Origin of the sequence: Gordonia amicalis (genome assembly GCF_022059885.1) — a bacterium.
Classification (GTDB): Bacteria; Actinomycetota; Actinomycetes; order Mycobacteriales; family Mycobacteriaceae; genus Gordonia; species Gordonia amicalis.
The window spans coordinates 2,835,332-2,860,435 of record NZ_CP091855.1 but is presented as its reverse complement, the minus strand read 5'-3'; the positions used below and the strand labels follow the sequence as shown (position 1 = coordinate 2,860,435).

General features: G+C 68.4%; 15 protein-coding genes and 1 pseudogene. 7 read left to right on the top strand and 9 right to left on the bottom strand.

The window, feature by feature from the left end; all coding sequences use genetic code 11:
* Nucleotides 1-9: 9 nt before the first annotated feature.
* On the bottom strand, nucleotides 10-5,442 hold the full coding sequence (locus IHQ52_RS13125; RefSeq protein ID WP_238063559.1) for a non-ribosomal peptide synthetase: 5,433 nt from the start codon (nucleotides 5,440-5,442) through the stop codon (nucleotides 10-12).
* Nucleotides 5,439-10,780, bottom strand: a pseudogene (locus IHQ52_RS13120) (amino acid adenylation domain-containing protein); the annotation flags it as partial. The pseudogene IHQ52_RS13120 and the gene IHQ52_RS13125, both read right to left, overlap by 4 nt.
* 289 nt (nucleotides 10,781-11,069) lie before the next feature.
* Here IHQ52_RS13120 and IHQ52_RS13115 point away from each other — a divergent pair.
* Nucleotides 11,070-11,972, top strand: coding sequence for a hydroxymethylglutaryl-CoA lyase (locus IHQ52_RS13115; protein ID WP_040004872.1), 903 nt, complete (start codon nucleotides 11,070-11,072; stop codon nucleotides 11,970-11,972).
* A 47-nt stretch (nucleotides 11,973-12,019) separates the two neighbouring features.
* Here IHQ52_RS13115 and IHQ52_RS13110 read toward each other — a convergent pair whose 3' ends face one another.
* Nucleotides 12,020-12,466 (bottom strand): universal stress protein, encoded by a 447-nt coding sequence (locus tag IHQ52_RS13110; RefSeq protein ID WP_238063551.1) that lies wholly within the window; start codon nucleotides 12,464-12,466, stop codon nucleotides 12,020-12,022.
* Nucleotides 12,467-12,644: 178 nt separating this feature from the next.
* The gene (gene uvrB, locus IHQ52_RS13105; RefSeq protein ID WP_096274067.1) at nucleotides 12,645-14,801 is read right to left on the bottom strand and encodes an excinuclease ABC subunit UvrB; all 2,157 of its coding nucleotides are present in this window, start codon (nucleotides 14,799-14,801) and stop codon (nucleotides 12,645-12,647) included.
* Nucleotides 14,802-14,937: 136 nt separating this feature from the next.
* Here uvrB and IHQ52_RS13100 point away from each other — a divergent pair, with 136 nt between their 5' ends.
* Entirely contained in the window at nucleotides 14,938-15,525 is a 588-nt protein-coding gene (locus IHQ52_RS13100; protein WP_040004870.1) for a ribonuclease FAU-1 family protein, read from the top strand.
* On the opposite strand, the gene IHQ52_RS13095 is transcribed toward IHQ52_RS13100, so the two are convergent.
* The 4 genes from IHQ52_RS13095 to IHQ52_RS13080 all read right to left on the bottom strand — a co-directional run bounded on the left by IHQ52_RS13095 (nucleotide 15,513) and on the right by IHQ52_RS13080 (nucleotide 19,230).
* Complete coding sequence (locus IHQ52_RS13095; RefSeq protein ID WP_232512993.1) at nucleotides 15,513-16,046, bottom strand: hypothetical protein; 534 nt, start codon at nucleotides 16,044-16,046, stop codon at nucleotides 15,513-15,515. The two genes, IHQ52_RS13100 and IHQ52_RS13095, sit on opposite strands and share 13 nt — an antisense overlap.
* A gap of 130 nt (nucleotides 16,047-16,176) precedes the next feature.
* On the bottom strand, nucleotides 16,177-17,073 hold the full coding sequence (gene coaE, locus IHQ52_RS13090; RefSeq protein WP_006437339.1) for a dephospho-CoA kinase: 897 nt from the start codon (nucleotides 17,071-17,073) through the stop codon (nucleotides 16,177-16,179).
* Nucleotides 17,074-17,170: 97 nt separating this feature from the next.
* The gene (gene aztD / locus IHQ52_RS13085) at nucleotides 17,171-18,406 is read right to left on the bottom strand and encodes a zinc metallochaperone AztD (protein ID WP_096274964.1); all 1,236 of its coding nucleotides are present in this window, start codon (nucleotides 18,404-18,406) and stop codon (nucleotides 17,171-17,173) included.
* A gap of 71 nt (nucleotides 18,407-18,477) precedes the next feature.
* Nucleotides 18,478-19,230: a TetR/AcrR family transcriptional regulator gene (locus tag IHQ52_RS13080; protein WP_006437337.1), complete on the bottom strand. Its 753-nt coding sequence runs from the start codon at nucleotides 19,228-19,230 to the stop codon at nucleotides 18,478-18,480.
* A gap of 183 nt (nucleotides 19,231-19,413) precedes the next feature.
* Between IHQ52_RS13080 and IHQ52_RS13075 the strand changes: the two genes are divergently transcribed.
* Together IHQ52_RS13075 and IHQ52_RS13070 are read left to right on the top strand one after the other, a co-directional pair.
* Nucleotides 19,414-20,061: an SNF2-related protein gene (locus IHQ52_RS13075; protein WP_024498720.1), complete on the top strand. Its 648-nt coding sequence runs from the start codon at nucleotides 19,414-19,416 to the stop codon at nucleotides 20,059-20,061.
* Nucleotides 20,062-20,236: 175 nt separating this feature from the next.
* A complete protein-coding gene (locus IHQ52_RS13070) occupies nucleotides 20,237-20,821 on the top strand; it encodes an SWIM zinc finger family protein (RefSeq protein WP_024498721.1) in 585 nt (194 codons plus the stop codon).
* A 68-nt stretch (nucleotides 20,822-20,889) separates the two neighbouring features.
* On the opposite strand, the gene rpsA is transcribed toward IHQ52_RS13070, so the two are convergent.
* On the bottom strand, nucleotides 20,890-22,359 hold the full coding sequence (gene rpsA / locus IHQ52_RS13065) for a 30S ribosomal protein S1 (RefSeq protein ID WP_024498722.1): 1,470 nt from the start codon (nucleotides 22,357-22,359) through the stop codon (nucleotides 20,890-20,892).
* Between the two features lie 328 nt (nucleotides 22,360-22,687).
* Here rpsA and IHQ52_RS13060 point away from each other — a divergent pair, with 328 nt between their 5' ends.
* The 3 genes from IHQ52_RS13060 (at nucleotide 22,688) to IHQ52_RS13050 (ending at nucleotide 25,045) form a co-directional block, all read left to right on the top strand.
* Nucleotides 22,688-23,266: a 2'-5' RNA ligase family protein gene (locus IHQ52_RS13060; protein ID WP_024498723.1), complete on the top strand. Its 579-nt coding sequence runs from the start codon at nucleotides 22,688-22,690 to the stop codon at nucleotides 23,264-23,266.
* Nucleotides 23,267-23,341: 75 nt separating this feature from the next.
* Complete coding sequence (locus tag IHQ52_RS13055; RefSeq protein ID WP_024498724.1) at nucleotides 23,342-24,169, top strand: hypothetical protein; 828 nt, start codon at nucleotides 23,342-23,344, stop codon at nucleotides 24,167-24,169.
* Nucleotides 24,170-24,292: 123 nt separating this feature from the next.
* Complete coding sequence (locus IHQ52_RS13050; protein WP_024498725.1) at nucleotides 24,293-25,045, top strand: hypothetical protein; 753 nt, start codon at nucleotides 24,293-24,295, stop codon at nucleotides 25,043-25,045.
* Nucleotides 25,046-25,104: the final 59 nt, after the last annotated feature.

Below are 25,104 nucleotides of genomic sequence, written 5' to 3'. Positions count from 1 at the left end.
TCGGCCAGCTCAGGCAACGGTGTCGATCGCCGACGCGAGGGCCTCGACCGTCGGCGCGTCGAAGATCACCCGCACCCCGATCTCGACACCGAGTTCGGCGCCGAGCCGTGCGACGACGCGCGTCGCGGACAGCGAGGTGCCGCCGAGGTCGAAGAACGAGTCGAGTGCGGACACGCCCGGTGCGTCGTCGGCGCCGTCCATGCCGAGGACCTCGGCGAAGGCCGCGGCGACCGTGCGTTCGGTCGCGGTGCGCGGTTCGACGTGGACGCCGCGGGAGAACTCGGGTACCGGCAGCGCGGCCCGGTCGAGTTTGCCGGTGGCGGAGAGGGGGATCTCGTCGAGCGGGACGATCGCGGTCGGCACCATGTGCGCGGGCAGCTGCCGTGCGGCATGGGCTGCCAGCGCCGACACGTCGATGACCGCACCTTCGCTGTGGTGAACCCACGACACCAGCACGGTCTCGCCCGACGTCGGGTGGGCGACACCGGCGGTGGTCGAGAAGTCGACCGCTGCATGACTTTCCAGCACGGCGTCGATCTCGCCCGTCTCGATCCGGAATCCGCGGATCTTGACCTGGAAGTCGCTGCGACCGAGGAAGTCGAGCTCCCAGCGGTCGTCCCGACGACGGCGGCGGACGAGGTCACCGGTCCGGTACATCCGCTCGCCCGGTCGCCCGAACGGCGCGGCGACGAACCTCTCTGCGGTCAGGGCGGTGTGGTTCAGGTATCCGGCGGCCAGCGCCTGGCCGACGAGGTACAGCTCGCCCGCGACGCCGGGTGGCACCGGATGCAGGCGGGCGTCGAGGACCAGCACACCGACTCCCGCGATCGGTCCGCCGATCGTGACGGGCCCGCCGGGACGCATGGCGCCGGATGCGGTCGACCAGATGGTGGCCTCGGTCGGACCGTACAGGTTGTACATGATGCGTCCGTCCGACCAGGCGCGGACGAGTTCGGGCGAGCAGGAGTCGCCGGCCACGCACACCACGCGGAGATCGGGGAACGCCTCGACGGGAACCGTGGCCAACGCACTCGGTGTGATCGTCATGTGCGAGACGGCCTCGTCGGTGATGACTGCCGCCAGCTCCCGGCCACCGGTGACGCCCGGTGGCACCACGACCAGGGTCGAGGCGGCGGCCACCGCGACCAGGGTCTCGAACACCGAGGCGTCGAATCCCGGTGCGGCGAAACGCAGCACCCGCGACGACGGGCTCAACTCGAAACGCGACCGGGCGTCGGCGACGAGATCGGCGAGCCCGCGGTGCGTCACCGCGACGCCCTTGGGACGACCGGTCGAGCCCGAGGTGAAGATGACGTAGGCCGTGTCGTCCATCCGGACGGACGGCAGCGGATCATCGAACACACCCGACTCCGGCGCCCATCGCGAGCGGTCCGTCAGGTCGAGAAGATCCTCGACGACGAGCCAGGAGGTGCCGACGTCCGGCTCGCTCGGTGCGCCGGCACCGCCGACGGCATCCGCCGCCGCGCACGTCACGCCGAGCGTCGTGGCCAGTGTGCCGGTCATGTACCGGATGCGTTCGGCCGGCTGAGACGGGTCGATCAGTCCGGCCGCCGCCCCGGTCCGGGCGATCGCCCAGAAGGCCACCGTGCCGACCGACGAACGGGGCACGGCCAGTGCCACGACCGTGCCCGGTCGTGCACCCCGCGACCGGAGTTCCGCGGCGAGCAATCGTGACGCCGCATCGAGTTCGGCGTAGGTCAGCGAGTGTTCACCGTCGGTGACGGCGACACCGTGCGGATGGTGGGCCACCGCGGAGTCGAGTAGCGCGGGCAGCGCGACCGCCGAATCCGTGAGGGCCGGCGAGTTCACGAGTGCCGAGACGGCGTCGGACTCCCCGGTCGGCAGGTCACCGATCGGGGTCTCCGGTGCGTCGACGACCGACCGCGCGATGGATTGCAGGCGATGCAGCAGGTCGGCGATGGTGTCCGCGTCGAACAATGCTGTCGCGTAGGTGATCACGACGGGCGTGTCCTCGTCGCGAGGCCGCCCCGGTGGGTCGACGACCGTCACCTGCAGATCCACCTTGGCGGTGGTGACCGGTACCTCGAGTTCGGAGACGACCAGTCCGGGGAGTTCGACGACCGGCCGTTCGGTGTTCTGAAAGGCGAGCGCGACCTGGAACAGCGGCGGGTGCGCCGTGCTGCGGGCGGTCGTGACCTCCTCCACGACCGTTTCGAACGGCAGATCGGCGTGATCGAGGGCAGCGATGTCGGTCTCGCGGCAGATCGCGAGAACCGTGGCGAAGTCCGCGTCACGTCGCAACGGGGTGCGCAGCGCGAGCGTGTTCACGAACATCCCGACGAGACTGTCGAGCTGACGCTCGCCGCGACCTTCCACCGGTGTGCCGATCACCAGATCCGCGCTGCTCCCCGACCGCAGCAGCGTGACCGCGAGAAGCGCGTGGACACACATGAACATGGTCGCGTCGTGCCGGTCGGCGAGTTCGAGCAGGCGGGACCACGTCGCGGCGTCGATCACCGCGGACAGTTCCGCCCCGCTCTCGTCGCGTACGGGCGCACGTGGACGGTCCAACGGCAGATCGGTGAGCTCGGGGACGCCGGCGAGCTGTGTCTTCCAGTAGGCGAGCTGACGGGCCGCGAGCGACGCGGGGTCGGCGCTGTCCCCGAGGATCTCGTGATGCCACACCGCATAGTCGACGTACTGCACGGTCAGTGGCGGCCACTCCGGGGCACGACCGGACAACCGGGCCTGGTATGCCTGGACGAAGTCCGCCACGAGCGGCGCCATCGACCCACCGTCGCCGATGATGTGATGGACGACCAGCACCAGCACCCATTCGTCGTCGGCGACCCGGATGAGCCGCGCCCGGACCGGCGCTTCGTTCTCGAGATCGAAACCGCGCGTGACGATGTCGGCGACCGTCGCGGTCACCCCGGGTGTGCCGGTACCTCGCATGTCGATCGGTGGATCCGCCCGGGCGTCGTGCCGCGCGGTATCGGGGTCGTCGATGATCTGTCGGGGAACCCCGTCGCCGGCGACGAACCGTGTGCGCAACGTCTCGTGACGGACGATCAGGTCGTCGAGCGCCGCGGCCACGGCCGCTGGATCGACAGGTGTGCCCGGCGCGTCGGCGTCCGAGCGGCCTCGCAGGCGCAGGACGGCCGGGATCAGGTAGGCCGCTCCCCCCGGGTTCATCGTCTCCAGGAACCAGATCCGGCGCTGGGCCGGTGACAACGGTAACGGCCCGGTGCGGTCCACCGGACGCAGCGGCGGCCGCGCGGGTCCCGGCTCATCGCCGTCGGCGAGTCGCTGGTCGATCACCTCGGCGAGGCCGCGCACCGTGGGCGTCGCGAAGAGGTCGCGCGCGGCCACCGTGGTCCCCAGGTCCTCGGTCGCGCGCGCCGCGACGCGGGTCGCGGTGAGTGAATTGCCGCCGAGGTCGAACAGCGAGGCGGTGACGCCGATCTCGTTCTCGCCGAGGATCTCCGCGACGAGAGCGGCCAGCCGCTCCTCGGTCGGGGTGGCGGGCGGTTCGTCGATTCCCGGGTCGTCGGTGGCGTCCGGTTCGGGCAGGAGGGTGCGGTCGAGTTTCCCGTTGACCGTGAGCGGCAGCGCGTCGAGCCACACGAACAGGGTCGGCACCATGTACTCCGGCAACGCGGCCGCGAGACGGGTCCGGACGGTGGCTTCGCCGGGTCCGTTCCCGGCGGTGGGTACGAGATAGCCGACGAGATGTTCGGTATCGCCGCGCATGCGGATGTCGGCGCCGGCCGCGTCGATGCCGTCGACGGCGGACATCGCCGACTCGACCTCGCCGAGTTCGATACGGAACCCACGCAGCTTCACCTGTCCATCGCGCCGGCCGACGAACTCGATCGATCCGTCCCTGGCGACGCCGATGTCACCGGTTCGGTACATCCGGCTGCCCGGCGGGCCGAACGGGTCGGCGACGTAACGCGTCGCCGTCAGGCCGTGGCGCCGGAGGAAACCCCGGGTCACCTGGACACCCGAAACGTACAGTTCGCCGGGCACACCGTCGGGCAGCGGCGCGAGCCGTGCGTCGAGGACGTGCACGCGGGACCCGAGAAGCGGTTGTCCGATGTCCGATGCCGTTGCGGCGTCGACGAATCCACGCGTGAGCTCGCGCCGCGTCATGTACACCGTCGTCTCCGTCGGCCCGTACATGTTGTTGAGCTGGGGCCCGGGGACGTCGGCTCCCGGCCTGGCCGGCGACCCGTCGGCGGCGCGGTCGGCCTGCCACTTCCGCACATGCTCGTAGTCGAGGAGCTCACCCGAGAAGTGGAGGCGCCGAACCGATTGCGGGAGAACCGAACCATGCGGCGGCCGGACCGCCGCGGCGAACTGGTAGAAGGACGACGGCGTGAAGTTGACGACCGTGACGCCCTCGCGGTCGAACACCTCGACCACGTCGTCCGGCGCACGCGTGGTGGCATGGTCGAGCACGACCAGACGGCCCCCGGCGAGGAGCGCCGCCCAGATCTCGCCCACCGACACGTCGAAGGCATACGAGTGGAACATCGACCACACGTCGTCGGGCGTGCTCTCGACCAGCGCGCCGAGCGCGACGAGCAGGGAGATCACGTTGTCGTGGGTGACCACAACACCTTTCGGCACACCGGTCGATCCGGAGGTGTACATGACGTAGGCACTCGTATGTGCGCCGATCCGATCGGGAAACGCCACCGGGACCGGTTCGGCCCACGCCGTCAGATCGTCGGGCGTCGAGACCCGGGCAGGCATGTCCGCCCAGGCGGCGGCGGTCTCGGGGTCGGCGAGGACGAGTACCGGCGCGGCGTCGTCGACGATGGTTCGCAGCCGCGCGATGGGATGGGTGCGGTCCAGCGGTAGGTAGGCCGCGCCGGTCTTGAGCACCGCGAGCAGTGCGACGACGAGCTCGGTCGACCGTGGCATCGCCACGCCCACCAGCGATTCCGGCCCGGCTCCGGCGGCGGCCAGTGCGCGGGCGAGCCGTTCCGTCCGATCGTCGAGCTCGCGGTAGGTGATCGCCGCGCCGTCGAGGTCGGTGAGCGCCACTGCGTCTGCGCGTCGGCGTGCCGACACCCGGAAGAGACCCGGGAGGGACTCCACGTCGCGCGTGCCGAGAACGTCGTCGATCCGCCGTTCGAGGTCGGCGAGGACCTCACCGGCGGTGGCCGCCAATTGTGCCGGGGTGCTTCCGGTTCGGGGCAACAGCGCCGTGACCGTCGCGCGCACCGCCGGGGCCGGATCCACACCGCGAGCGGCCAGGGTGGTCGCTGCCGCCGTCACCCGCCGGTGCAACTCACCGAAGGTCACGGGCCCCGACGCACCGACCATCGCCTCGGCGTCGGCCGCGTGGGTCGCGGCGAAGGTGAGCCTGCGCAGCACCGCCGGCTGGTGAGTGGACCCCGCGGACGTGCGCGCCCCGACGCTACGCGATACCGAGGTGTCCGACGTCACGCGGGGTCCGCCCGGTTCCGTCGGGGTTCATCGTTCACCGCATCGGCGCCTACGCACAGTGCGTTCGTCGCCGCGGTGCGGATGCACGCGAACACCTCGTCGATGGTGCGGTCCGCGTCGGCGAGGAGCGTGGTGACCGCGACCGTCAGCGCCTCACCCGGGTCCTCGTCCGGCACGGAGAAGGCCATGGCGACCGAGGTGGCCTCGAGGTCGGCGAAGGTCACCGACGGCGCCCCGGGGATGCCGATCACCGCGTCGGGCACCGTCGCGGCGACTGCGGACACGAGTTCGTGGAGCGCCTGCTCCTCGTCGACTACCTCCGACGACTGCCTGTCGGCCCAGATGGACAGGTCGCCGACCGGGGTGCCCGGCCGGGCCGCGATGTCGGTGAGCAGGTTCCGGTAGCGCTCGACGATCCGTTCGGCACCGGCTCGGTCGAAGAGGTCGGTGTCGTAGGCGATCTGGCCACCGAGTGCACCACCCCGATCCACCCCGTCCAGGTCGTCCGGGTACACCATGATCTCCAGATCGACCTTGGCCGCGATCGACGCCGGGGGCCGGACCCGGACGGACAGACCGTCGAGGCTCACCTCCGGGAAGTCGAGGTTCTGGTACGAGAGCATGACCGAGAACAACGGGTTGTGGCGGCCGCGCCGGACCGGTCCCGTCTCGGCGCGGTTCAGGTGGTCGACGATCTGGTCGAAGGCGACGTCGGCATGGGCCAGGTCGGTGACGTCCTCGGTCCGTACGCGTCGCAGAAGCTCGTCGAACGGCTCGTCGAGGCGCAGACGCGTTCGGAGCGGAACCGTGGTCGCGAGCATGCCGACCATCTCGGCCAGGGCGGGATCGTCGCGGCCGGCGAACGGCGTCCCGATCACGATGTCCTCGCTTCCGGACAGACGGCCGATGAGGACCGCGAGCGCCGCGTGCATCACCACGAACTGCGTCGTGTTGTTCACACGCGCGAGATGTTTGAGAACCGTTGCGGTTTCGGGCGGGATGCTCAGGTCGACGACACCTCCGCGGTGCCGGGGTTCGGCCGGCCGCGGACGGTCCGTCGGGATCACCGCCGGTTCCCGTACCGTCCCGAGGCGTCGTTCCCAGTACTCGAGTTGAGCCCGTTCCTCGGTCAGCCCACCGGGTGCCTCGGCCGCCAGCCGCTCGGCATGCCAGATCGCGTAGTCGGCGTACTGCACGCGCGGTGCGCTCACGGTCGCCGTCCACGGTCCCGCCTGCCCACTGATCCGGGCACGGTAGGCCGTGGTCAGGTCGCGGGCCAAGGGCCGCAACGAACCGCCGTCGGCGTTGATGTGGTGCACCACGAAGACGAGGAGGTGGCGGTCGGACGCCAGTCGCAGGATCACCGCCCGGATCGCGTTGGGGCCGGTCAGGTCGAAGCCCGGTTCGACGACGGCGGCGATCTCCTCCCCGACGCGGTCGGGGGTGGTGTCGACGAGGGCGACCCGGAATCCGCGGAGAGCATCAGCGGCCGGGATGATGACCTGAACCGGCCGCCCCTCGTGCAGCGGGTACCGCGTCCGGAGCGACTCGTGGCGGGCGATCACGTCCCCGAGTGCCCCCGTGAGGGCCGGGATGTCGAGGGGCCCATCGAGTTCGAGGGTGAATCCGACGTTGTACGCCGACGACGACGGGTCGATCTGGTTGAGTGACCACAGTCCGCGCTGCACACCCGTGAGGTCGACCATGTGCGGCCGTTCCCGCGGTGTCAGGACACGTCCCGCCCCGACGGACTCGACGGTGTGCAGTGCGGCGACGAAACTCGCGACCGTCGGGTTCTCGAACAGCAGGGCGAGCGGCACCCGCCGGTCGACGTGCTGTTCGACCCGGTAGGTCACCTTGGTCGCCGACAGCGAACTGCCTCCGAGTTCGAAGAATCCGTCGTGCACGCTGACCGTCTGGAGTCCGAGGACATCGGCGAAGATCTGCGCCACTGCCGCCTCCAGACGGCTTCGGGGAGCGACATATTCGCGAGCGGGTGAGATCTCGACGGCCGGCAGCGCACGGCGGTCCACCTTGCCGGTGCGGGTGACCGGGAACTCCTCGAGCACCTGGACGGTGTGTGGGACGAGATGTGCCGGCAGGTGGGCGACCGCGTGGTCGACGATCTGCTCGGGTGCCGGACTGCGGCCCGGCCGGCCGGTCACATAGGACACCAGGACCGTGTCGCCGGCCGGCGTGGGCATCCCCACACTCACCGAGTGCTCGACGTCGGGGTGGGTGACGAGCACTGCGTCGACCTCCCCCGGCTCGACCCGCATGCCACGGATCTTGATCTGGAAGTCGTTGCGGCCGTGATAGATCAGCTCGCCATCGGGTGTCCATGAGACGAGATCACCGGTGCGGTACATCCGTGTGCCGACACCGAACGGGTCGGCGACGAACCGGCCCGCGGACAGCCCGGCGCGTCCGTGGTAGCCCCGTCCGAGCGCACGTCCGGCGAGGTAGAGCTCGCCCACGACGCCGGGCGGCACCGGTCGCAGACCCGGGTCGAGAACCCGTGCTCCGACGCCGGAGATGGGGCGCCCGATGGTCACCGGCGCCGTCGCGCGCAGCGGTCGGGACGCGGTCGCCCAGATCGTGGTCTCCGTGGGACCGAACAGGTTCAGCAGGCGCCGGCCATCGGCATCCCACCGAGCGACCAGTTCCGGCGGGCACTCCTCCCCGCCACCATGATCGTCTCGACGTCCGGGACCGACGCCGGATCGATCGTCGCCAGAGCTGTCGGCGTGGCCACGGCGTGCGTGACCCGATGCCGTGCGGTGACGTCCTCGAGTTCGGGTCCGGCGAACACGTCCGGCGGGCTGATCACCAGTTCCGCGCCCGCACAGATCGCGAGGATGATCTCCCAGACGGCGACGCCGAAACCCGGTGCGGCGAGCTGCACTACACGGGACGCCGGCGTGGCCCCGAGCCGGGCCTGCTGTTCGGCGACCATCTCCGCCAGCCCCGCGTGGGTGACCGCGGCCGCCTTCGGACGTCCCGTCGATCCGGATGTGAAGAGCAGGTACGCGAGATCGTCGACACGGGTGCGACGCGTCCGGTCCGCGTCGGTGACCGGATGGTCGCGGCGCCCGGCGATGTTCAGTTCCACCTCGAGGTCGTCGAGCAACCACTCCTCGACACCGAGGTCACGGACGCTCGTATCACGCTGCTGCGGTGCGGCATCCGGTTCCGCGGCCCGGTCGGCGGCGACCACCGAGTCGACGGTGATCACCAGGGCGGCGTCGCTGTCGGCGAGCATCGCCGCGCGGCGCCGTACCGGCAACCGCGCGTCGATGATGACGAACGCGGCCCCACTCATGGCCACCCCGAGCATCGTGAGCACCATCCGGGGCGACCTGGGGATGCTGACGGCGACCACCTCTCCCGGCCCCAGTCCGCGGTCGGCGAGGACACGGGCGATCTGATGCGTCACCGTGGCCACCTCGGCCCAGGTCAGTCGTGCGGTACCGTTCGTGGCCTCACCAGTGAGGGCGACCGCGGCGGGGTCGGCGGTGGCGAACCCCCGGGCGATGAGCTCCGCGAGGGTCGTCTCCGGACGGGCGCCGCGGCGTGGTGCGGCGAGCTCGCGCAGCGCGTCGGGTTCGAGCAGATCGATCGCGGCGAGGACACGATCGGGCCCCGACACCATCTGGCTGAGCACCCGCCGCAGCCGGGACGCCAAGTCGCGGACCGTGCTCTCGTCGAAGACGATCGGTGGCGTAGGCGAATTCGACGACATAGTCGTCCGAACGCTCGGTCACCGAGACGGTGACGTCGTACTTCGCCGACGGAACCCGCGCATCGAGCAGTTCCGCCGACCCCGTCCAGTGCGACAGGTCGGTCAACTGGTCGGGCTGCACGCTCAACGCGACCTGGAACAACGGCGAATGTGACGGCGACCGTTGCGGCGCGAGGGCGTCGACGACGCGCTCGAAGGGCACGTCGGCATGACTCATGGCCCGAGCGCAACGGCGATGTGCCCCGGTGACCAGATCCCGCACGGTGTCACCGGGCCGCAGTGCGGTGCGCAGGACCACGGTGTTGACGAACATGCCGACCAGATCGGCGACGGCCGGATCGTCGCGCCCGGCAACCGCGGTACCGATGCTCACGTCGTCCACCGCGGCGAGCCTGCCCAGCGTGAGGGCAAGCGCGGACTGAAGACCGCGAACGGGGTGACGGCCAGCGTGGTCGCCAGCCGACGGAGGTCGGCGGACAGCTCCGCGTCCAGGGTGACGTCGAGGTGGGCTCCCGCACTGGACATCACCCGCGGGCGCGGACGGTCGGTGGGCAACTGGAGCAGATCGGGTGCGCCGTCCAGTTCCGCACGCCAGAACTCGAGACCGTCGACCAGCGCCGGTGAGGGTTGTTCAGGCGTGCCCAGGACCTCGGCGCGTTCGACGGCGATGTCGGCGTACTGCAGCGGCAGCGGGGTGAACTCGGGGGACTCGCCGGCACGCCTGCTCTCGTAGGCCGTCATCAGATCCCGGAGCAACGGCCGCAACGAGTGTCCGTCGGCGGCGATGTGATGCAGCACGAGCACCACGACATCGCCGCGAGGGTCCCCGGTGATCAGCCGGCACCGGAACGGAATCTCTTCTGCCAGGTCGAATCCCACGTCGGTGATGGCGGCGATCGCCGCTTCGAGCGGTTCCGCGGCAGAAGCCTCCCGGCGTCCCTCCGTGCTGATCCGGACAGGTTCGGAATCGAGTACGGCGCCGGCGGACGCGGTGTCGAGGATGCGCTGTTCGGGTTCGCCGTCGACGGCCGGGAACACGGTACGCAGGATCTCGTGCCGGTCGAGGACGTCGAGCGCTGCTCGACGCAGCACCGCGGTGTCCACCGCGTGGGTGAGCCGCAGCGCGCCGGACATGTTGTAGGTCGCCTCGGCGGGTGACATCCGGTTGATGAACCACAACCGGGTCTGTGCCTGGGACAACGGTATCCGTGCCGGGCGTGGCCGGCGTCGACGCTCCGTGGACACGGGCGGGGTGTCCGAGACGACGGCGCGGGATGCGAGATCGGCGAGGTCGTCGCTGTCGAAGACGTCGGTCAGGGCGATCGTCAGACCGTGCCCGATCCGGGCCCGGGACACCATGCGTGCCGCGAGGATCGAGTCAGCACCCAGGGCGAAGAGGTTGTCGGACAGGCTGATCCGTTCTCGGCCCAACGCCTGGGCGACGAGGGAGACGATCGCCTTCTCGGCCGGTGTCCGCGCCTCGCGGAATTCCTTGGCGCCGGCTGTCAGGTCCGGGGCGGGCAACGACGACTGGTCCAGCTTCCCGGAGCGGGTCGTCGGGAAGTCGGCGAGGAACACGACTGCGAGCGGCACCAGCCGCTGACCCGTCCCCCGAGGCTTTCGCTGAACAGCCACGAATCATACGCTTTACATCTCTTTTGAGATCGAAAGTGATACAGCGCATCTCGGCTCCACACGACGCTCCGCACGCTGCCGCGAACTGCTGTGACTGGTGGGACCACGGAAGTCCCACGGAGTCACTTCGTTCACTTCTGTAGCGCGACAGCACTTACGTTGCGGTTTGGATTCGGTCGTTCGACCGACATCCGCTCGATGGAACGGATCTCCTCGCGCCCGCCATCCCCGACGGGGCAAGATTGGGCACATGAAAAGCGTGCAATTGGTCGAGGTCGGCCCTCGAGACGGCCTCCAGAACGAACAGACCATTTTGTCGGTGGACGACAAGGTCGAGCTGATCTCCCGCAGTGTCGAAGCGGGGATCAGTCGCGTCGAGGCGGTCAGCTTCGTCAACCCGAAGCGGGTGCCGCAAATGGCCGGCGCCGAAGAGGTCATGGCGCGGGTGCCGCGAGTCGACGGCGTCTCCTACATCGGACTGGTCCTCAACCGACGAGGTCTCGACCGTGCACTCACCGCAGCCGTCGACGAGGTCAACGTCGTGGTCGTCGCGACCGAGGAGTTCAGTCAGCGGAACCAGGGCTGCAGTGTCGACGAGGGCGTCGCCGCCGCCGTCGACGTCGTGCGCGATGCGCGAGCAGCCGGTCTCCGGACGACGGTGACCATCGCCGTGTCCTTCGGCTGTCCGTTCTCCGGAGAGGTCGCACCGGAGTGGGTCGGCGAGATCATCGCGCGGCTCACCGACGGTGCGGCGCCGGACGAGATCGCCCTGGCCGACACCATCGGCGTCGGCGTTCCGGCGCAGGTGCGCACGCTCGCCGATCTGGCCGCCGCACACGCGCCCGGGATTCCGCAGCGCTGGCATTTCCACAACACGCGCAACACCGGCTACGCCAATGCGCTGACCGCCCTGGACACCGGGGCCAGTGCGCTCGACGCGTCCATCGGCGGTTTCGGCGGTTGCCCCTTCGCGCCCGCGGCGACGGGCAACATCGCGTCGGAGGATCTGCTGTATGCGCTCGACCGGTCGAACATCTCGACCGGTGTCGACATGTACGGACTGATCGACGCCGCGGAATGGCTGGGCAGGTCCCTGGAAAAGAGCGTCCCCGCTCTCCTCGGGCGCGCCGGAGGGTTTCCGGAGGCCCGCTGAGGCGGGGACTGGCTCGTCAGCTCGAAGCCGGCGGGCGACTAGCTGTACTAACCCGTGGTGTGCACGATCAGCACGTCGCACGCCGACTTGCGCGCCACATCGGCTGGCACCGATCCGAGCAGGCGCCCGGCGATCGAGTTCAGGCCGCGGTTACCGACCACCAGGAGATCGGCCTTCACGTCGCTCACGAGCTGGAGCAGTGCGTCGACCGGCGCACCCTTGACGGGGCGCTGGACGATGGTGGCGGCTCCGGCCTTGGACGCGCGTTCCTTGGCGGTCCGCAGGATCTCCTCGGTCGGCGTCGAGCCGGTGACCTGGTAGGCCTCGTCCTTGAGGATGTCGGCCGCCTCCCCGGTGCCGCGCTCGCTGGGGAAATACGCGCACGCGATCACCAACTGCGCGCGTTCGCCCGCGAGTGCCCCCGCACGTTCCACCGCCTTCATCGACGACTCCGAGCCGTCGGTCCCGACGACGATGGTCTCGTATGCGCTCATCCCAACCTCCGACATGAATTCGCCTCGCTGCCCATCAGCGAGGCGTCACCTAATATCCCCCATATTGCAGGGTTCTTTCACCGGGACATTAGTTTGCCACGGCGTGTCTGTCCGCCGATCGTGGTGATCGGCACACCGTCCGGAAGCAACGGTCCCGGGGACTTCGCAGGTCACCGCCCTACTTGATGCCTGCCGCGTCCATTCCCCGCAGTTCCTTCTTCAGGTCGGCGATCTCGTCGCGCAGCCGGCCCGCCAGCTCGAACTGCAGGTCGCGGGCGGCGCTCATCATCTGATCGGTCAGCTGCGACACCAGGTCGGCGAGTTCGGCGCGCGGCATCGTCGACACGTCCCGCTTCTCGATCACGCCCGCACTGCCGGCCTTCGACACCTCGCCCTGCGCCCGGCGGCCACGGCTGGCGTTGCGGCCCGAACCGCCGACCGCGACCGCCTCGTCCTCGGCTTCGCGGTACACCTGGTCGAGGATGTCGGCGATCTTCTTGCGCAACGGCTTCGGGTCGAGACCGCGCTCCTTGTTGTAGGCGATCTGCTTCTCGCGGCGACGCTCGGTCTCGTCGATGGCATTGCGCATCGAGTCGGTGATCTTGTCGGCGTACATGTGCACCTCGCCCGACACGTTGCGGGCCGCACGGCCGATGGTCTGGATCAGCGAGGTGGTGCTCCGCAGGAACCCTTCTTTGTCGGCGTCGAGGATCGCGACCAGCGACACCTCCGGGAGGTCGAGCCCCTCGCGGAGGAGGTTGATGCCGACGAGGACGTCGTAGTCACCCGACCGGAGCTGCCGAAGCAACTCGACACGACGCAGGGTGTCGACCTCCGAATGCAGGTACCGCACGCGGATTCCCAGTTCCAGCAGATAGTCGGTGAGGTCCTCGGCCATTTTCTTGGTGAGCGTGGTGACAAGGACGCGTTCGTCGCGCTCGGTGCGCTGCCGGATCTCGTGGACCAGATCGTCGATCTGCCCCTTGGTCGGCTTGACCACGACCTGCGGGTCCACCAGACCGGTCGGGCGGATCACCTGCTCGACGAACTCGCCGTTCGACTGACCGAGTTCGTATGGTCCCGGCGTCGCCGACAGATACACGGTCTGACCGATGCGGTCGACGAACTCGTCCCAGGTCAGCGGGCGGTTGTCGACGGCCGACGGTAGACGGAAGCCGTACTCGACGAGATTGCGCTTGCGGGACATGTCGCCCTCGTACATGCCGCCGATCTGCGGCACGGTCACGTGCGACTCGTCGATGACCATGAGGAAGTCGTCCGGGAAGTAGTCGATCAGGGTCGCGGGCGCGCTTCCCGCCGAGCGACCGTCGATGTGGCGGGAGTAGTTCTCGATACCCGAGCAGAACCCGACCTGGCGCATCATCTCGAGGTCATAGGTCGTCCTCATCCGTAGGCGCTGGGCCTCGAGCAACTTGCCCTTCGCCTCGAGCTCGGCGAGCCGTTCCTCGAGTTCCTGCTCGATCGAGGCCATCGCCCGCTCCATCCGCTCCGGACCCGCGACGTAGTGGGTGGCCGGGAAGATGCGCAACGTGTCGACCTGGCGGACGACGTCACCGGTGAGCGGATGCAGATAGTAGAGCGACTCGACCTCGTCGCCGAAGAACTCGATGCGCACCGCGAGTTCCTCGTAGGACGGGATGATCTCGACGGTGTCGCCACGGACACGGAAGCTGCCCCGGGTGAACGCCGTGTCGTTACGGGTGTACTGCACGTCGACGAGAAGCCGCAGCAGGGCGTCGCGGTCGATCTCCTGGCCCACCTCGAGCTCGACCGAGCGGTCGAGGTAGGACTGCGGGGTGCCCAGGCCGTAGATGCACGACACCGAGGCGACCACCACGACATCACGACGCGAGAGCAGGCTCGACGTCGCCGAGTGGCGGAGTCGTTCGACCTCGTCGTTGATCGACGAGTCCTTCTCGATGTAGGTGTCGGTCTGCGCGATGTACGCCTCGGGTTGGTAGTAGTCGTAGTACGACACGAAGTACTCAACCGCGTTGTTGGGCAGCATCTCGCGGAGCTCGTTCGCGAGCTGCGCGGCGAGTGTCTTGTTGGGTGCCATCACCAGGGTGGGGCGTTGGACCTGCTCGATGAGCCACGCGGTGGTGGCCGACTTGCCGGTACCCGTGGCACCGAGGAGCACGATGTCCTTCTCCCCGGCCTGGATCCGGGCGGTCAAATCCTTGATGGCGGCGGGCTGGTCACCTGCGGGCTCGTACTCGCTGACCACCTCGAAACGGGCTTCGGTGCGCTCGATCTCGCCGATCGGACGGAACTCGGAGTGCGCGAGCACCGGACGTTCTGCTGCAAAAGCCATAGTGCCAGGGTAAACGCGCCGTACGACAGGAGTGTTCCCGCGCGGTCGCGGCCCCCGGGTCCGACGCGGGACGCAGACCGGGAACAACTCCGGTTTTCGGGCTGAGTTCGGCGGCGGCCGCCACTACATTCGGGGCATGACGAGCAACAGCGGTCCGACCACCGCCGCGCCGGCCGCCGCAACCCATTCGCTGCACCCGCCCAAGCGGGAGGTGTTCGATGTGCCCGCCATGACGAACACCGACAACAAGGGATTCGTCCGCGAGGTCGAGGAGTACCGCGTCACCGATTACGGCCTCTACATGTCGCGCCCCGCGCCCGGTCACCCGCGGTTCGACCACCTCGAGTCGTGGCTGCTCCCCGGACTGGGGTTGCGCGCCAACATCTTTCACTATCAAGGTGGTTATCGGGCGGATCAGCGTCTGTACCTCGACATCGGGCGGTTCGTCGGACCCGACGAACGCGGCCGCTGGTACGCCGAGGACTGGTACCTCGACCTCGTCGACGTGCCGGGCTCACCGCTGGAGCTCATCGACGTCGACGAGATCTTCGAGGCACACCGGTGCGGATTGCTCGACAACACCCGGTGCGTGGAGGCGGTCGAGATCGCGACCCGCGCGCTTGTCGGGGCGGCCGCGCACGGCAACGATGTGCAGGCGTGGCTCGACGACACCGCCGGCGGCGTGGTGTTCTTCCGGGACCACCGGCCCGGCTACGGCCGGTAGACCCAGTCGGGTCGGGGGTCCCGGTACCTCGGGGATCCCAGTAGGTAGGGGATCTCAGTAGGTCGGGAGCACGAAGCATGCCCCGTTCCGGATGAACTGCGGTGCACTCCGGTGCCGACGTCGACGGTCCGCGACCTGACCACGCCGTCGAGGGTCGCGGTGAGCACGTGACGTCCGGGCGCGGCGGGCCGCCAGGTCGGCTTGACCTCGACGGTCGAGGGCCTGGCGTTGTAGATCGTCACCGTCCGCCCGGCTCGCGTGGAGGTGATCTTCAGCGTCGACTTCGCCGACTCGGGGTCGCCGACGATCACCGACAGCTTGTAGGAACAACCGGCACCGTAGAGACCGTAGTTCGATGAGCCGTTGGCCGACGAACCGTAGCCGGGCAGGGTGTCGACGGCGATTGCCTGCAGGGCGGCGTCAGCCGGCGCCGCGGTCACGACGGCGGCCGTGACGGCCGCACCGACAGCGATGCCGCCGACGACGGTACGCACCCGATTCGGACTACCCTGACCCCACATGTGTGCTCCTCACAGCGCCGTGACAGCTGGTTGATCCGCACCGGAATCGGTGCGTGTCGCAAAGCTAACAGCGCCGGGCCCACGATGTGGCCGATTCAGGAAACATTCGTAGTCAGTTCGGGCGAGCGCCTCAGGCGGTCTCGATCCGCACGGTTGCGGGCCGCCCGGGATCGCAGGAGCCGTGGACGCCGGGCCCGGCCGGAGCGAACCCACCGACCGCGAGGAGGTCGGCGAGTTCGGCCGATGCGGCGCCGTCGCGGGCGGTGATGCGCAGCTCGGCCTTCGCCGCATCGGTGATCTCGACGGCGGTCGCCCGCTCGCCCGCGATCGCCCACAGCCGGTTGACCAGCCGCGGCGCCGGGCCGTCCGGATTGGGTTCGGCCGCAACGAGTGCGGGGACCGGCTCGGCGACCCGGCGTGCACGGACGTTGGCCTCGAACGGTACGAGCCGGTCATCCCAGACCCGCGCGGCGGCGGCCGCGAGATCGTCGGCCGATCCGGAATTGTCGAGCCAGACATCCGCGACCGCGCGCCGCTGCTCGTCGGTGGCCTGAGCCGCGATTCGCGCTCGCGCATCGGCTTCGTCGACGCCGCGCATCGTGGTGAGGCGATGCAGTCGGACGTCGGCGTCCGCGAACACGATCACCACGAGATGGAAGAAGGGCGCTGTGTGGTTCTCCACCAGCAGCGGGATGTCCTGGACGACGATCGCGTCGTCGGGTGCCGCTTCGAGCAACTCCTGGGTGCGTGCGCCGATCAGCGGGTGGGTGATCCCGTTGAGCGTCTTCCGCGATTCGTCGTCGAGGAACGCCTTGGCCGCGAGGGCAGGGCGGTTGAGGCTGCCGTCGGCGGACAGGATGTCGGGGCCGAAGGCCTCGACGAGCGCGGCGAGACCGTCCGACCCGGGTTCGACCACCTCGCGGGCGATCTTGTCCGCGTCGATGATGTACGCGCCTCGTTCGACGAAGGTCTTTGCCACGGTCGATTTGCCGGCGCCGATGCCGCCGGTCAGCCCAAGCCTGATCACGTCACCAGTCTGGCAAACCCACCGACGCCTCGCGCATACCGGCTGCACCAGTGTGTCGCGTCGGGTCAACCGGTGACCGCGTCAACCGGTGACCGCGTCAACCGGTGACCGCGGCGAGTTCGACGGTCTCGTGCGGCAGGCCCGCCTCGGCGACCTTCGCCCCCGCCTCCAGGTTGATCGCGATGATCTTCTTCGACGCCGGTTCACTCACATAGGCGACACCGTCCTGCACGACGAGATTCGGCATCGGCGACTGCCATTCGTCCGGTTCGCTCCACTCCCCGATCGCCGGGATTCGAGCCGTGCGGGTCCCGGATTCCACGTCGAAGACGTGCAGCGCGCCGTCGGTTCCGAGAATCACCGCAGACCCCCCGGGGCCGCGTTCCAGCGACCGGAAGCTGTACGAGGTGCCGAGATCGACCAGTCGGAGCTCGCCGGTACGGGTGTCGGTGAGCGAGAATCGGGTCGGCCGTTCGAGTTCGGCGTCCCGGTCACTCTTGTAGTCCCCCAGCACGATCGGCGATCCGTGGTCACCGGCCTGGTTCCCGATGCGGCCGTAGGGGTCCGGACTGGTCACCTTGCGGATGTTGTTGCCGTCGACGATCAAGATGCCGTCCTCACAGCCGAAGGTGAGGCGGCCGGCGGACGCGGCGGCCTCGCCGTGAACGCCGGGACATTCGTCGTTGCGGGCGATCTCGGTCCGCTCCTTGTCCAGAATTGCGATGCCGCTGCGCGATTCGTCGTCTCCGCGCGTGACGACGACCGATCCGTCGCCGCGGAACACCGCGACCCCGTGGTGGGGTTGCGGAACCGTGAACGTGGTGGCGACCGGGTTGCCGCGCAGTAGTTCGGCCGGTTCGACGATGTCGACCTGCCCGGTGCCGTCGCTGAATAGGCTGATGCGCGAGTCGTGGACCACGACGTGACCGGGTTCTGCTCCGCCGAAGCGCATCTCGGTGAGAGAAGGCTCGGCGGTGTAATGATGCCCGTGGTCGCCGTGCGCCTTGGTCCAGGTTCCGGCGTCGAGGACCCGGAAGCCGCCGGTTTCGGAGACCAGGACATGCCGCCCGTTGCCCGCGCTGTTGAGACGGACGAATCCGTCGACCGGCAGGTCGGCGACCTGTTCGAGCGTGGTCGCGTCGAGGACGAGGATTCCGCCGTCGTAACTGAGGCTGAGACGCGGTGTCGCACTGTGCCGTTCCGCGGGTGGCGTCGACGAATCCGCGGGGCGCGCCGCCTCCCCGGGGTCGGAATCCCCGCATGCGACGAGTGCGAAGGAGGCTGCGGCGAGCAGCGCGAGAGAACGGGTCAGGGTTGTCCGTGGTGATAGCACTCGGACAGTGCACATTCTAATGAAAATGATTGTCAACAACGCATGGTTGCCACCATCCGTGCGAGAGAACCTCAGTCGTCGCCGATGAGTGGCCGCAAACCATCGAGCAGGCAGACGAGGCCGAAGTCGAACACTTCGTCGGGAGCGCCCGGAGCCTGATGACGTTCGCCGGCCGCAGTTCCCACGCGCCCCGAGAGGGGAAACCTGCCGTCCGGGATCACCGCGTCGAGTTCGGGAGCGACCACCTCCCACCACTGGGCGTCGGTCATGCCGCTGACGGTCGCCGCGGCGCCGGCGGCCAGCGCTTCCCGGGCGTTGCCGGTCACGAAGGCCACCAGGAGGGCGAGAATGTGGTCGCGATCGAGGTCGGAGATGTCCAGGGATTCGAGGACTTCGAGTTGCCGCTCGTAGCGGGTGAGACGGTGGGGCCCGAGAACCTGGCGCCACGGGTTGGCGTCGAGCAACCAGGGATGTGCCAGGTACTCCGCTCGCAGCACGCGTGCGACCGAGGCGAGGGATTCCCGAACCGTCGTCGCCGGGCTCGGCATCGGCGAGTCGCCGGCAACATGGTCCACCATGAGAGCAACGAGGACATCTCGCGTGGGCACGTAGGTGTAGAGAGTCATCGGGCCGACACCGAGTTCAGCCGCTAGCGCCCGCATCGAGAGCGCGTTCAATCCTCGATCGTCGGCGAGCGCGATCGCCTTGACGACCATCTCGTCGACGGTGACCCGTTGTCGCGGACCGCGCCTCGGCGCTTCGGGCTCGGCACGTCCGCGCCACAGCAAGCGCACAAGGGTCCGCGCGTCTTCGGCAGTCGACATGTGTACTCCTTTCCCGTACGGTGTACGGAGAATAATTCCGTACACCGTACCAAGTGAGGAGTTCCGCTGACCACACAGGCCACCTACCTCCCCGACCTGCACCAGTTCGCGATCTGGTCGTCCCACGACTCCGGGACACGCTCGGACACGTGCCGTCTCGCGGTCCCGGCCGGGCGTTGCCTCGTGGTCCGCGACGTGTCGTGCGACCTCGTCGACGTCGACGCCCTTGCCACCCAGGCATCCGATGCGCCTTCGGTACAGGTCTGGCAGCAACTCCTTCGGGGCGAGGACGAGACTCCTCTCCCGCTCGCCGCCCATGCCGAGGTCGATCCGACCGGCACGGCGATGACCACCGCAGATTTCGCTCGGACGGCGATGCGCGCATGCCTCACCACCGATCAACTCCTCCGCGATCGCCTCCGTGCGCAGCTACGGCCCTACCAGGTCCGGGGTGTCGCGTGGCTGGCATCCACCGCCGAATCCGAAGGCGGAGCGGTACTCGCCGACGAGATGGGACTGGGCAAGACGGTTCAGGCCGTGGGCCTCCTGTCGCTCCGCGTCGAGACCGGACCGCAACTCGTCGTGTGCCCGACGAGCCTGGTCACCAACTGGGCGCATGAGATCACCCGATTCGCACCCGGACTCACCGTGTACACCGGCGCGGCACGCCGCGTCGATGCGCAGGCGCGGATCGCCCTGACCGGCACGCCGATCGAGAACAGTCTCGACGAGTTGTGGGCGATCCTTCGGGTGGTCGCCCCGTCCGTCTTCCCGCACCGGATCGTGTCCATCGGATCGGGCAGGAGCGACCGGTCACCGTCACCACGCTGACGACCGCCACGACGCTGGAGGAACACATCGACAACCTCCACCGGCGTAAGGCGGCGCTCAGCGCACATCCCGACGAGTCCTCGGCTCTCGCAGAACTCACCGCGCTCAGCGACGAACGCCTCATCACCGTCCTCCGGCGCAACCGAAGTCTGGACCCGGCAATCCGGGAGGCGGAATGACCACGACTCCAGCCGAATTCGGATTCACCGCGTGGGGCGCCGAGATCGTCCGGCTCGCCGAACCGCTCTCGACCCGGACCCCGAACCCGTTGGCACCGCGGGCCCGCAGCATCGCCCGCAACGGGGGTGTCACCCTGACCGTCGACGGTCGGCACGTGGAGGGACTGGTCCAGCGCGGTGGCGAGGCATCGGTCGCACACCTGGAGTTCTCGGCGATGACCTCCACGACAGCCGTCGTGCTCCGCGACCTGCTGGGCTCGTCGGCCGAACCGTCCGACGAGGTCCACCGTCGGCTGAAGGAGTCGGGTGCGTGGTCGCCTGCGGTCCTCGACGTCACAGACTGTTCATGCCGGGCACGCGGTGACCGATGCCTGCACATTCTGGCCGGGCTCTACGCGGTGGCGGCTGCGGTCGATCGGCAACCGTCACTGGCACTGGAGCTACGGGACTTCCGGGCAGCGACCGACGACTCGCCGACGGACTCCGGCACCTGCTCGCCAGGATCCCGGTGGGTGTCGCTGACCGCCTTCGACGTCGCCGACTACTACGAGATCACGACGGCATCCGAGCACGACGATTGAACTCGGACATACGAAAAGCCCTCCCGGGAATCCCGGGAGGGCTTTCGTGTGCTCAGTGAGCAGAGGTGTCAGGCGTTGCCCGACAGCTTCTCGCGCAGGGCGGCGAGCTGCTCGTCGCTGGCCAGCGAGCCGCCGGCGGACGAACCGCTGGTGCTGCTCGACGCGCCACCGCGGCTCTCCGAAGCCGACGAGTAGTCGGTCGGGGCGTTGGCAGCCTCGGCTGCGGCAGCAGCGAACTTCTCCATCTGGGCGGTGTGCATCTTGTGGCGACGCTCGGCCTCGGCGTACCGGGCCTCCCATGCCTCACGCTGCTTCTCGTAGCCTTCGAGCCATTCGTTGGTCTCGGCGTCGAAGCCCTCGGGGAAGATGTAGTTGCCCTGCTCGTCGTAGCTGTCGGCCATGCCGTACTTCGAGGGGTCGAACTCCTCGGTGTAGTCCTCGTTGGCCTGCTTGAGGCTCAGCGAGATACGACGACGCTCGAGGTCGATGTCGATGACCTTGACCATTGCATCGTCGTTGACGGCGACAACCTGATCCGGCACCTCGACGTGGCGCTCGGCCAGCTCGGAGATGTGGACGAGACCCTCGATGCCCTCGTCGACGCGGACGAACGCACCGAACGGCACCAGCTTGGTGACCTTGCCCGGAACGATCTGGCCGATAGCGTGGGTGCGGGCGAACTGACGCCACGGGTCTTCCTGAGTGGCCTTGAGCGACAGCGAAACACGCTCGCGGTCCAGGTCGACGTCGAGGACCTCGACGGTGACCTCGTCGCCCACGGCGACGACCTCGGACGGGTGATCGATGTGCTTCCAGGACAGCTCGGAGACGTGGACCAGACCGTCGACGCCGCCGAGATCGACGAACGCACCGAAGTTGACGATCGAGGACACGACGCCCTTGCGGACCTGGCCCTTCTGGAGCTGGTGCAGGAACTCGCTGCGGACCTCGGACTGGGTCTGCTCGAGCCATGCACGACGCGACAGGACCACGTTGTTGCGGTTCTTGTCGAGCTCGATGATCTTGGCCTCGATCTCCTTGCCGATGTACGGCTGCAGATCGCGGACGCGACGCATCTCCACGAGCGATGCCGGGAGGAAGCCGCGCAGGCCGATGTCCAGGATCAGGCCGCCCTTGACGACCTCGATGACGGTGCCCTTGACGGCCTCGTCCTTCTCCTTGAGCTCCTCGATGGTGCCCCAAGCCCGCTCGTACTGCGCACGCTTCTTGGAGAGGATCAGACGACCTTCTTTGTCCTCCTTGGTGAGGACCAGGGCCTCGACCTCGTCACCGACGTTGACGACCTCGTTGGGGTCAACATCGTGCTTGATCGACAGTTCGCGAGAAGGGATGACGCCTTCGGTCTTGTAACCGATGTCGAGCAGAACCTCGTCCCGATCGACCTTGACGATCGTGCCTTCGACGATGTCGCCATCGTTGAAGTACTTGATCGTGGAGTCGATGGCGGCGAGAAAGTCCTCGGCAGTGCCAATGTCATTGATGGCTACTTGCGGCGAGGTGATCGTGGGGGACGACATATGTTGAGTTGCTCCGGACAGGTGTGTAGTAGGTACGGTTCTTGAGGTATTTCACGGCATGAAACCCCTGATCAGAAGCATTTCGATCGGGGCGCGTGCCTGTCGCGCGTCACCGAGCACACGCGCGTTCGTCAAGCCTACTCCAGCGGCGTTGTGCTGGGCAAATGGCCGTGAGACCACCGGTGGGACGTCCACTCCGGGCCACCGGGAACCGAGGACACGTGCCGTCCGGACACAGTGCACAGTCGGTGCCCGCCCGCCTTTTCCTGGTGCACGATCGCGAGCTGGATCACCCGGTACAGCGGGAGAGCTCTGGTTCACTACATCCGTGGCACATTCGATCGAGTTGTTACCCGACGACGATACCGACCACTGGTTCCGGCACCGCTGGGCTGCGCTCGCCGACGCCGGCCTGCCCAGCGCCCAGCGCATCCGTTCGGACACCAACCGTCCACACGTCACCCTGCTGGCGGCCCGCCACATCGCGACGGCCGCCGACGTCGCCCTCGGCCCCGCCGCCCAGCGTCTCCCACTGAACTGCATCATCGGTGCGCCCATCGTGTTCGGCCATGGGTCGCGCCATACGCTCGCGCTGCTCGTCGTCCCGAGCACCGAGTTGCTGTCGCTGCATGCCCAGGTCGCACGGACGGTTCGCGAGCACACCGCCCACCGCGACGAGGACGTGGAGGACGACGGCCCGACACCGAGCACCTTCGCTCATGTGGACCCAGGCGCCTGGACCCCGCACATCACCCTCGCCCGACGCCTGTCGTTCACACAGGTCGGCGAAGCACTGGGCACACTCGAGTCGCTGGGCAAACCCGACCGGATCTGCACGTTCACCGCATTGCGGCGCTGGGACCCCGACGCCCGAACCGAACACGTGGTGGCCGGGCGGGCGTGCTGAGGCGGAGAGGACCTGCGGACCGAGTCGAAACCGCACCGTGACCGGCTCGAGAGCCAACGCTGCCATCGTTCGATCATGTCGATCACACCCGAGGGCACCGAGCCGCCCGAACAGAGTCCGCACCGCACGACCAACGCACCGACGGCGCCGAGTGCCGATGAATTCGCCGAGCGATTCCTCGACTCCACGCTGGCCACCGCGGAGACCATGAGCGTCTACCTCGGGGAGCGCCTCGGCTGGTATCAGTGCCTCGCCGATCATGGACCACTCACCGCAGCCGATCTCGCCGCCCGGACCACCACCGACGCACGGTACGCACGCGAATGGTTGGAGATGCAGGCGGCCTTCGGCATCCTCGCTGCCGACCTGTCCCGCACCCCAACGACATTCGCCATCTCCCCCGGCGTCGCCGAGGTCCTCACCGACACCTCGAGCCGTTCCTATCTGGGCGCGCTGCCCCGGATGTTCGCCGCCTCGTTCGGCCGGCTGCCCGAACTGCTCGATGCTTATCGCACCGGAGGCGGTGTCAGCTGGGAACAACTCGGAGCGGACGCGCGTGAATGCCAGGCCGCACTCAACAAGCCGTGGTTCGACACCGAACTCGGGCCCGCTCTCGGCGGGGTCACCCACCTCCATCAGCGACTGTCGCGACCGGACGCGAAGATCGCCGACATCGGCTTCGGCGCGGGTCATTCGACCATCGCCCTGGCCCGCGCCTTGTACGGGTTCTCACTCTTCGTCTGCCTACCGGATTCGATGAGTTCGCCGCCCTCGGTGGCCACCGGCACAGTGATGCGACCCGCCACCCTCCGGTCCTACGCCGAGCAGGCCGGCTTACAGAGCGTCGAGGTGTTGCCGATCGCGGGTTTCGGCTTCTTCCGGTTCTACGAACTCATCCCGTGACCCGGACGTCACTCGACCCGCCCGACTGCCCTAGGCCCAACACATGCCTTGACGATAAATAATTTGTCATGCGACTATTTTTGGGTGCCGGGTTTTGGGCCGGCGCCGGACGGTAGGAGACGCGTGACCTATACACCAGATCGACTTCTCGAGGCGATCGACGCCAACGCTGTCGGACTGCTGGTGGGGCTGGGCGTGGCGATGCTCTGCCAGACGGTGTGGCTGATCGAGGCAGCACGGGTCGCCCGCCGCGACTCGAGCTACTCGATACCGCTGGCCTGCACCCTCTTCTGGTTTGCCCACGACATCGCCTATGTCGTCCGCTTCCGTGACTGGTTCTTCACCTATGACCACTGGTTCCTCCAGCTGTTCTGGCTCGGCCTGCTGAGCGCCGCGCTCCTGGAGTTCGTGTTCTTCGCCCAGCTCATCCGGTACGGCCGTCGAGAACTGGCACCGGCGTGGTCCCCTTTCCAGTTCACTCTGCTGATCATCGCGGCGACGACCGGTTCCATCCTCGCGTGGGAGTATCTGCGACTCCTGTTCGACGACCCGCTCTACCTCGCGAGTTCGGCGCTGACTCTCATGTCATATGCACTGTTCGGCCCGTCGATGACACTGCGCCGCAGATCATTCCGCGGTCAAACCCTGTTGATGTGGCAGTGCTTCACGACGATGACTTTCGCCTGGTGGATCGCGACAGTCGCATTTCTGCCGGGCCCCTTCCGGTCGTGGCAGTACCTCGCCGTCGGCGTCTTCACGGCAGCGGTCGGCGTGGCCATGATGATCGCCATCCGCCACGCACCGCAGTCGCCGAACGCGACCGAACCGGCCCGTTCCGACCTCACATCCGACGAACCGGTCCCCGGCACCCGGTGACACCGCGCACGCGTCCGTGGCGATCGGGTCCCCCGTCCGCTCGACCGGCTCTGCCGCCG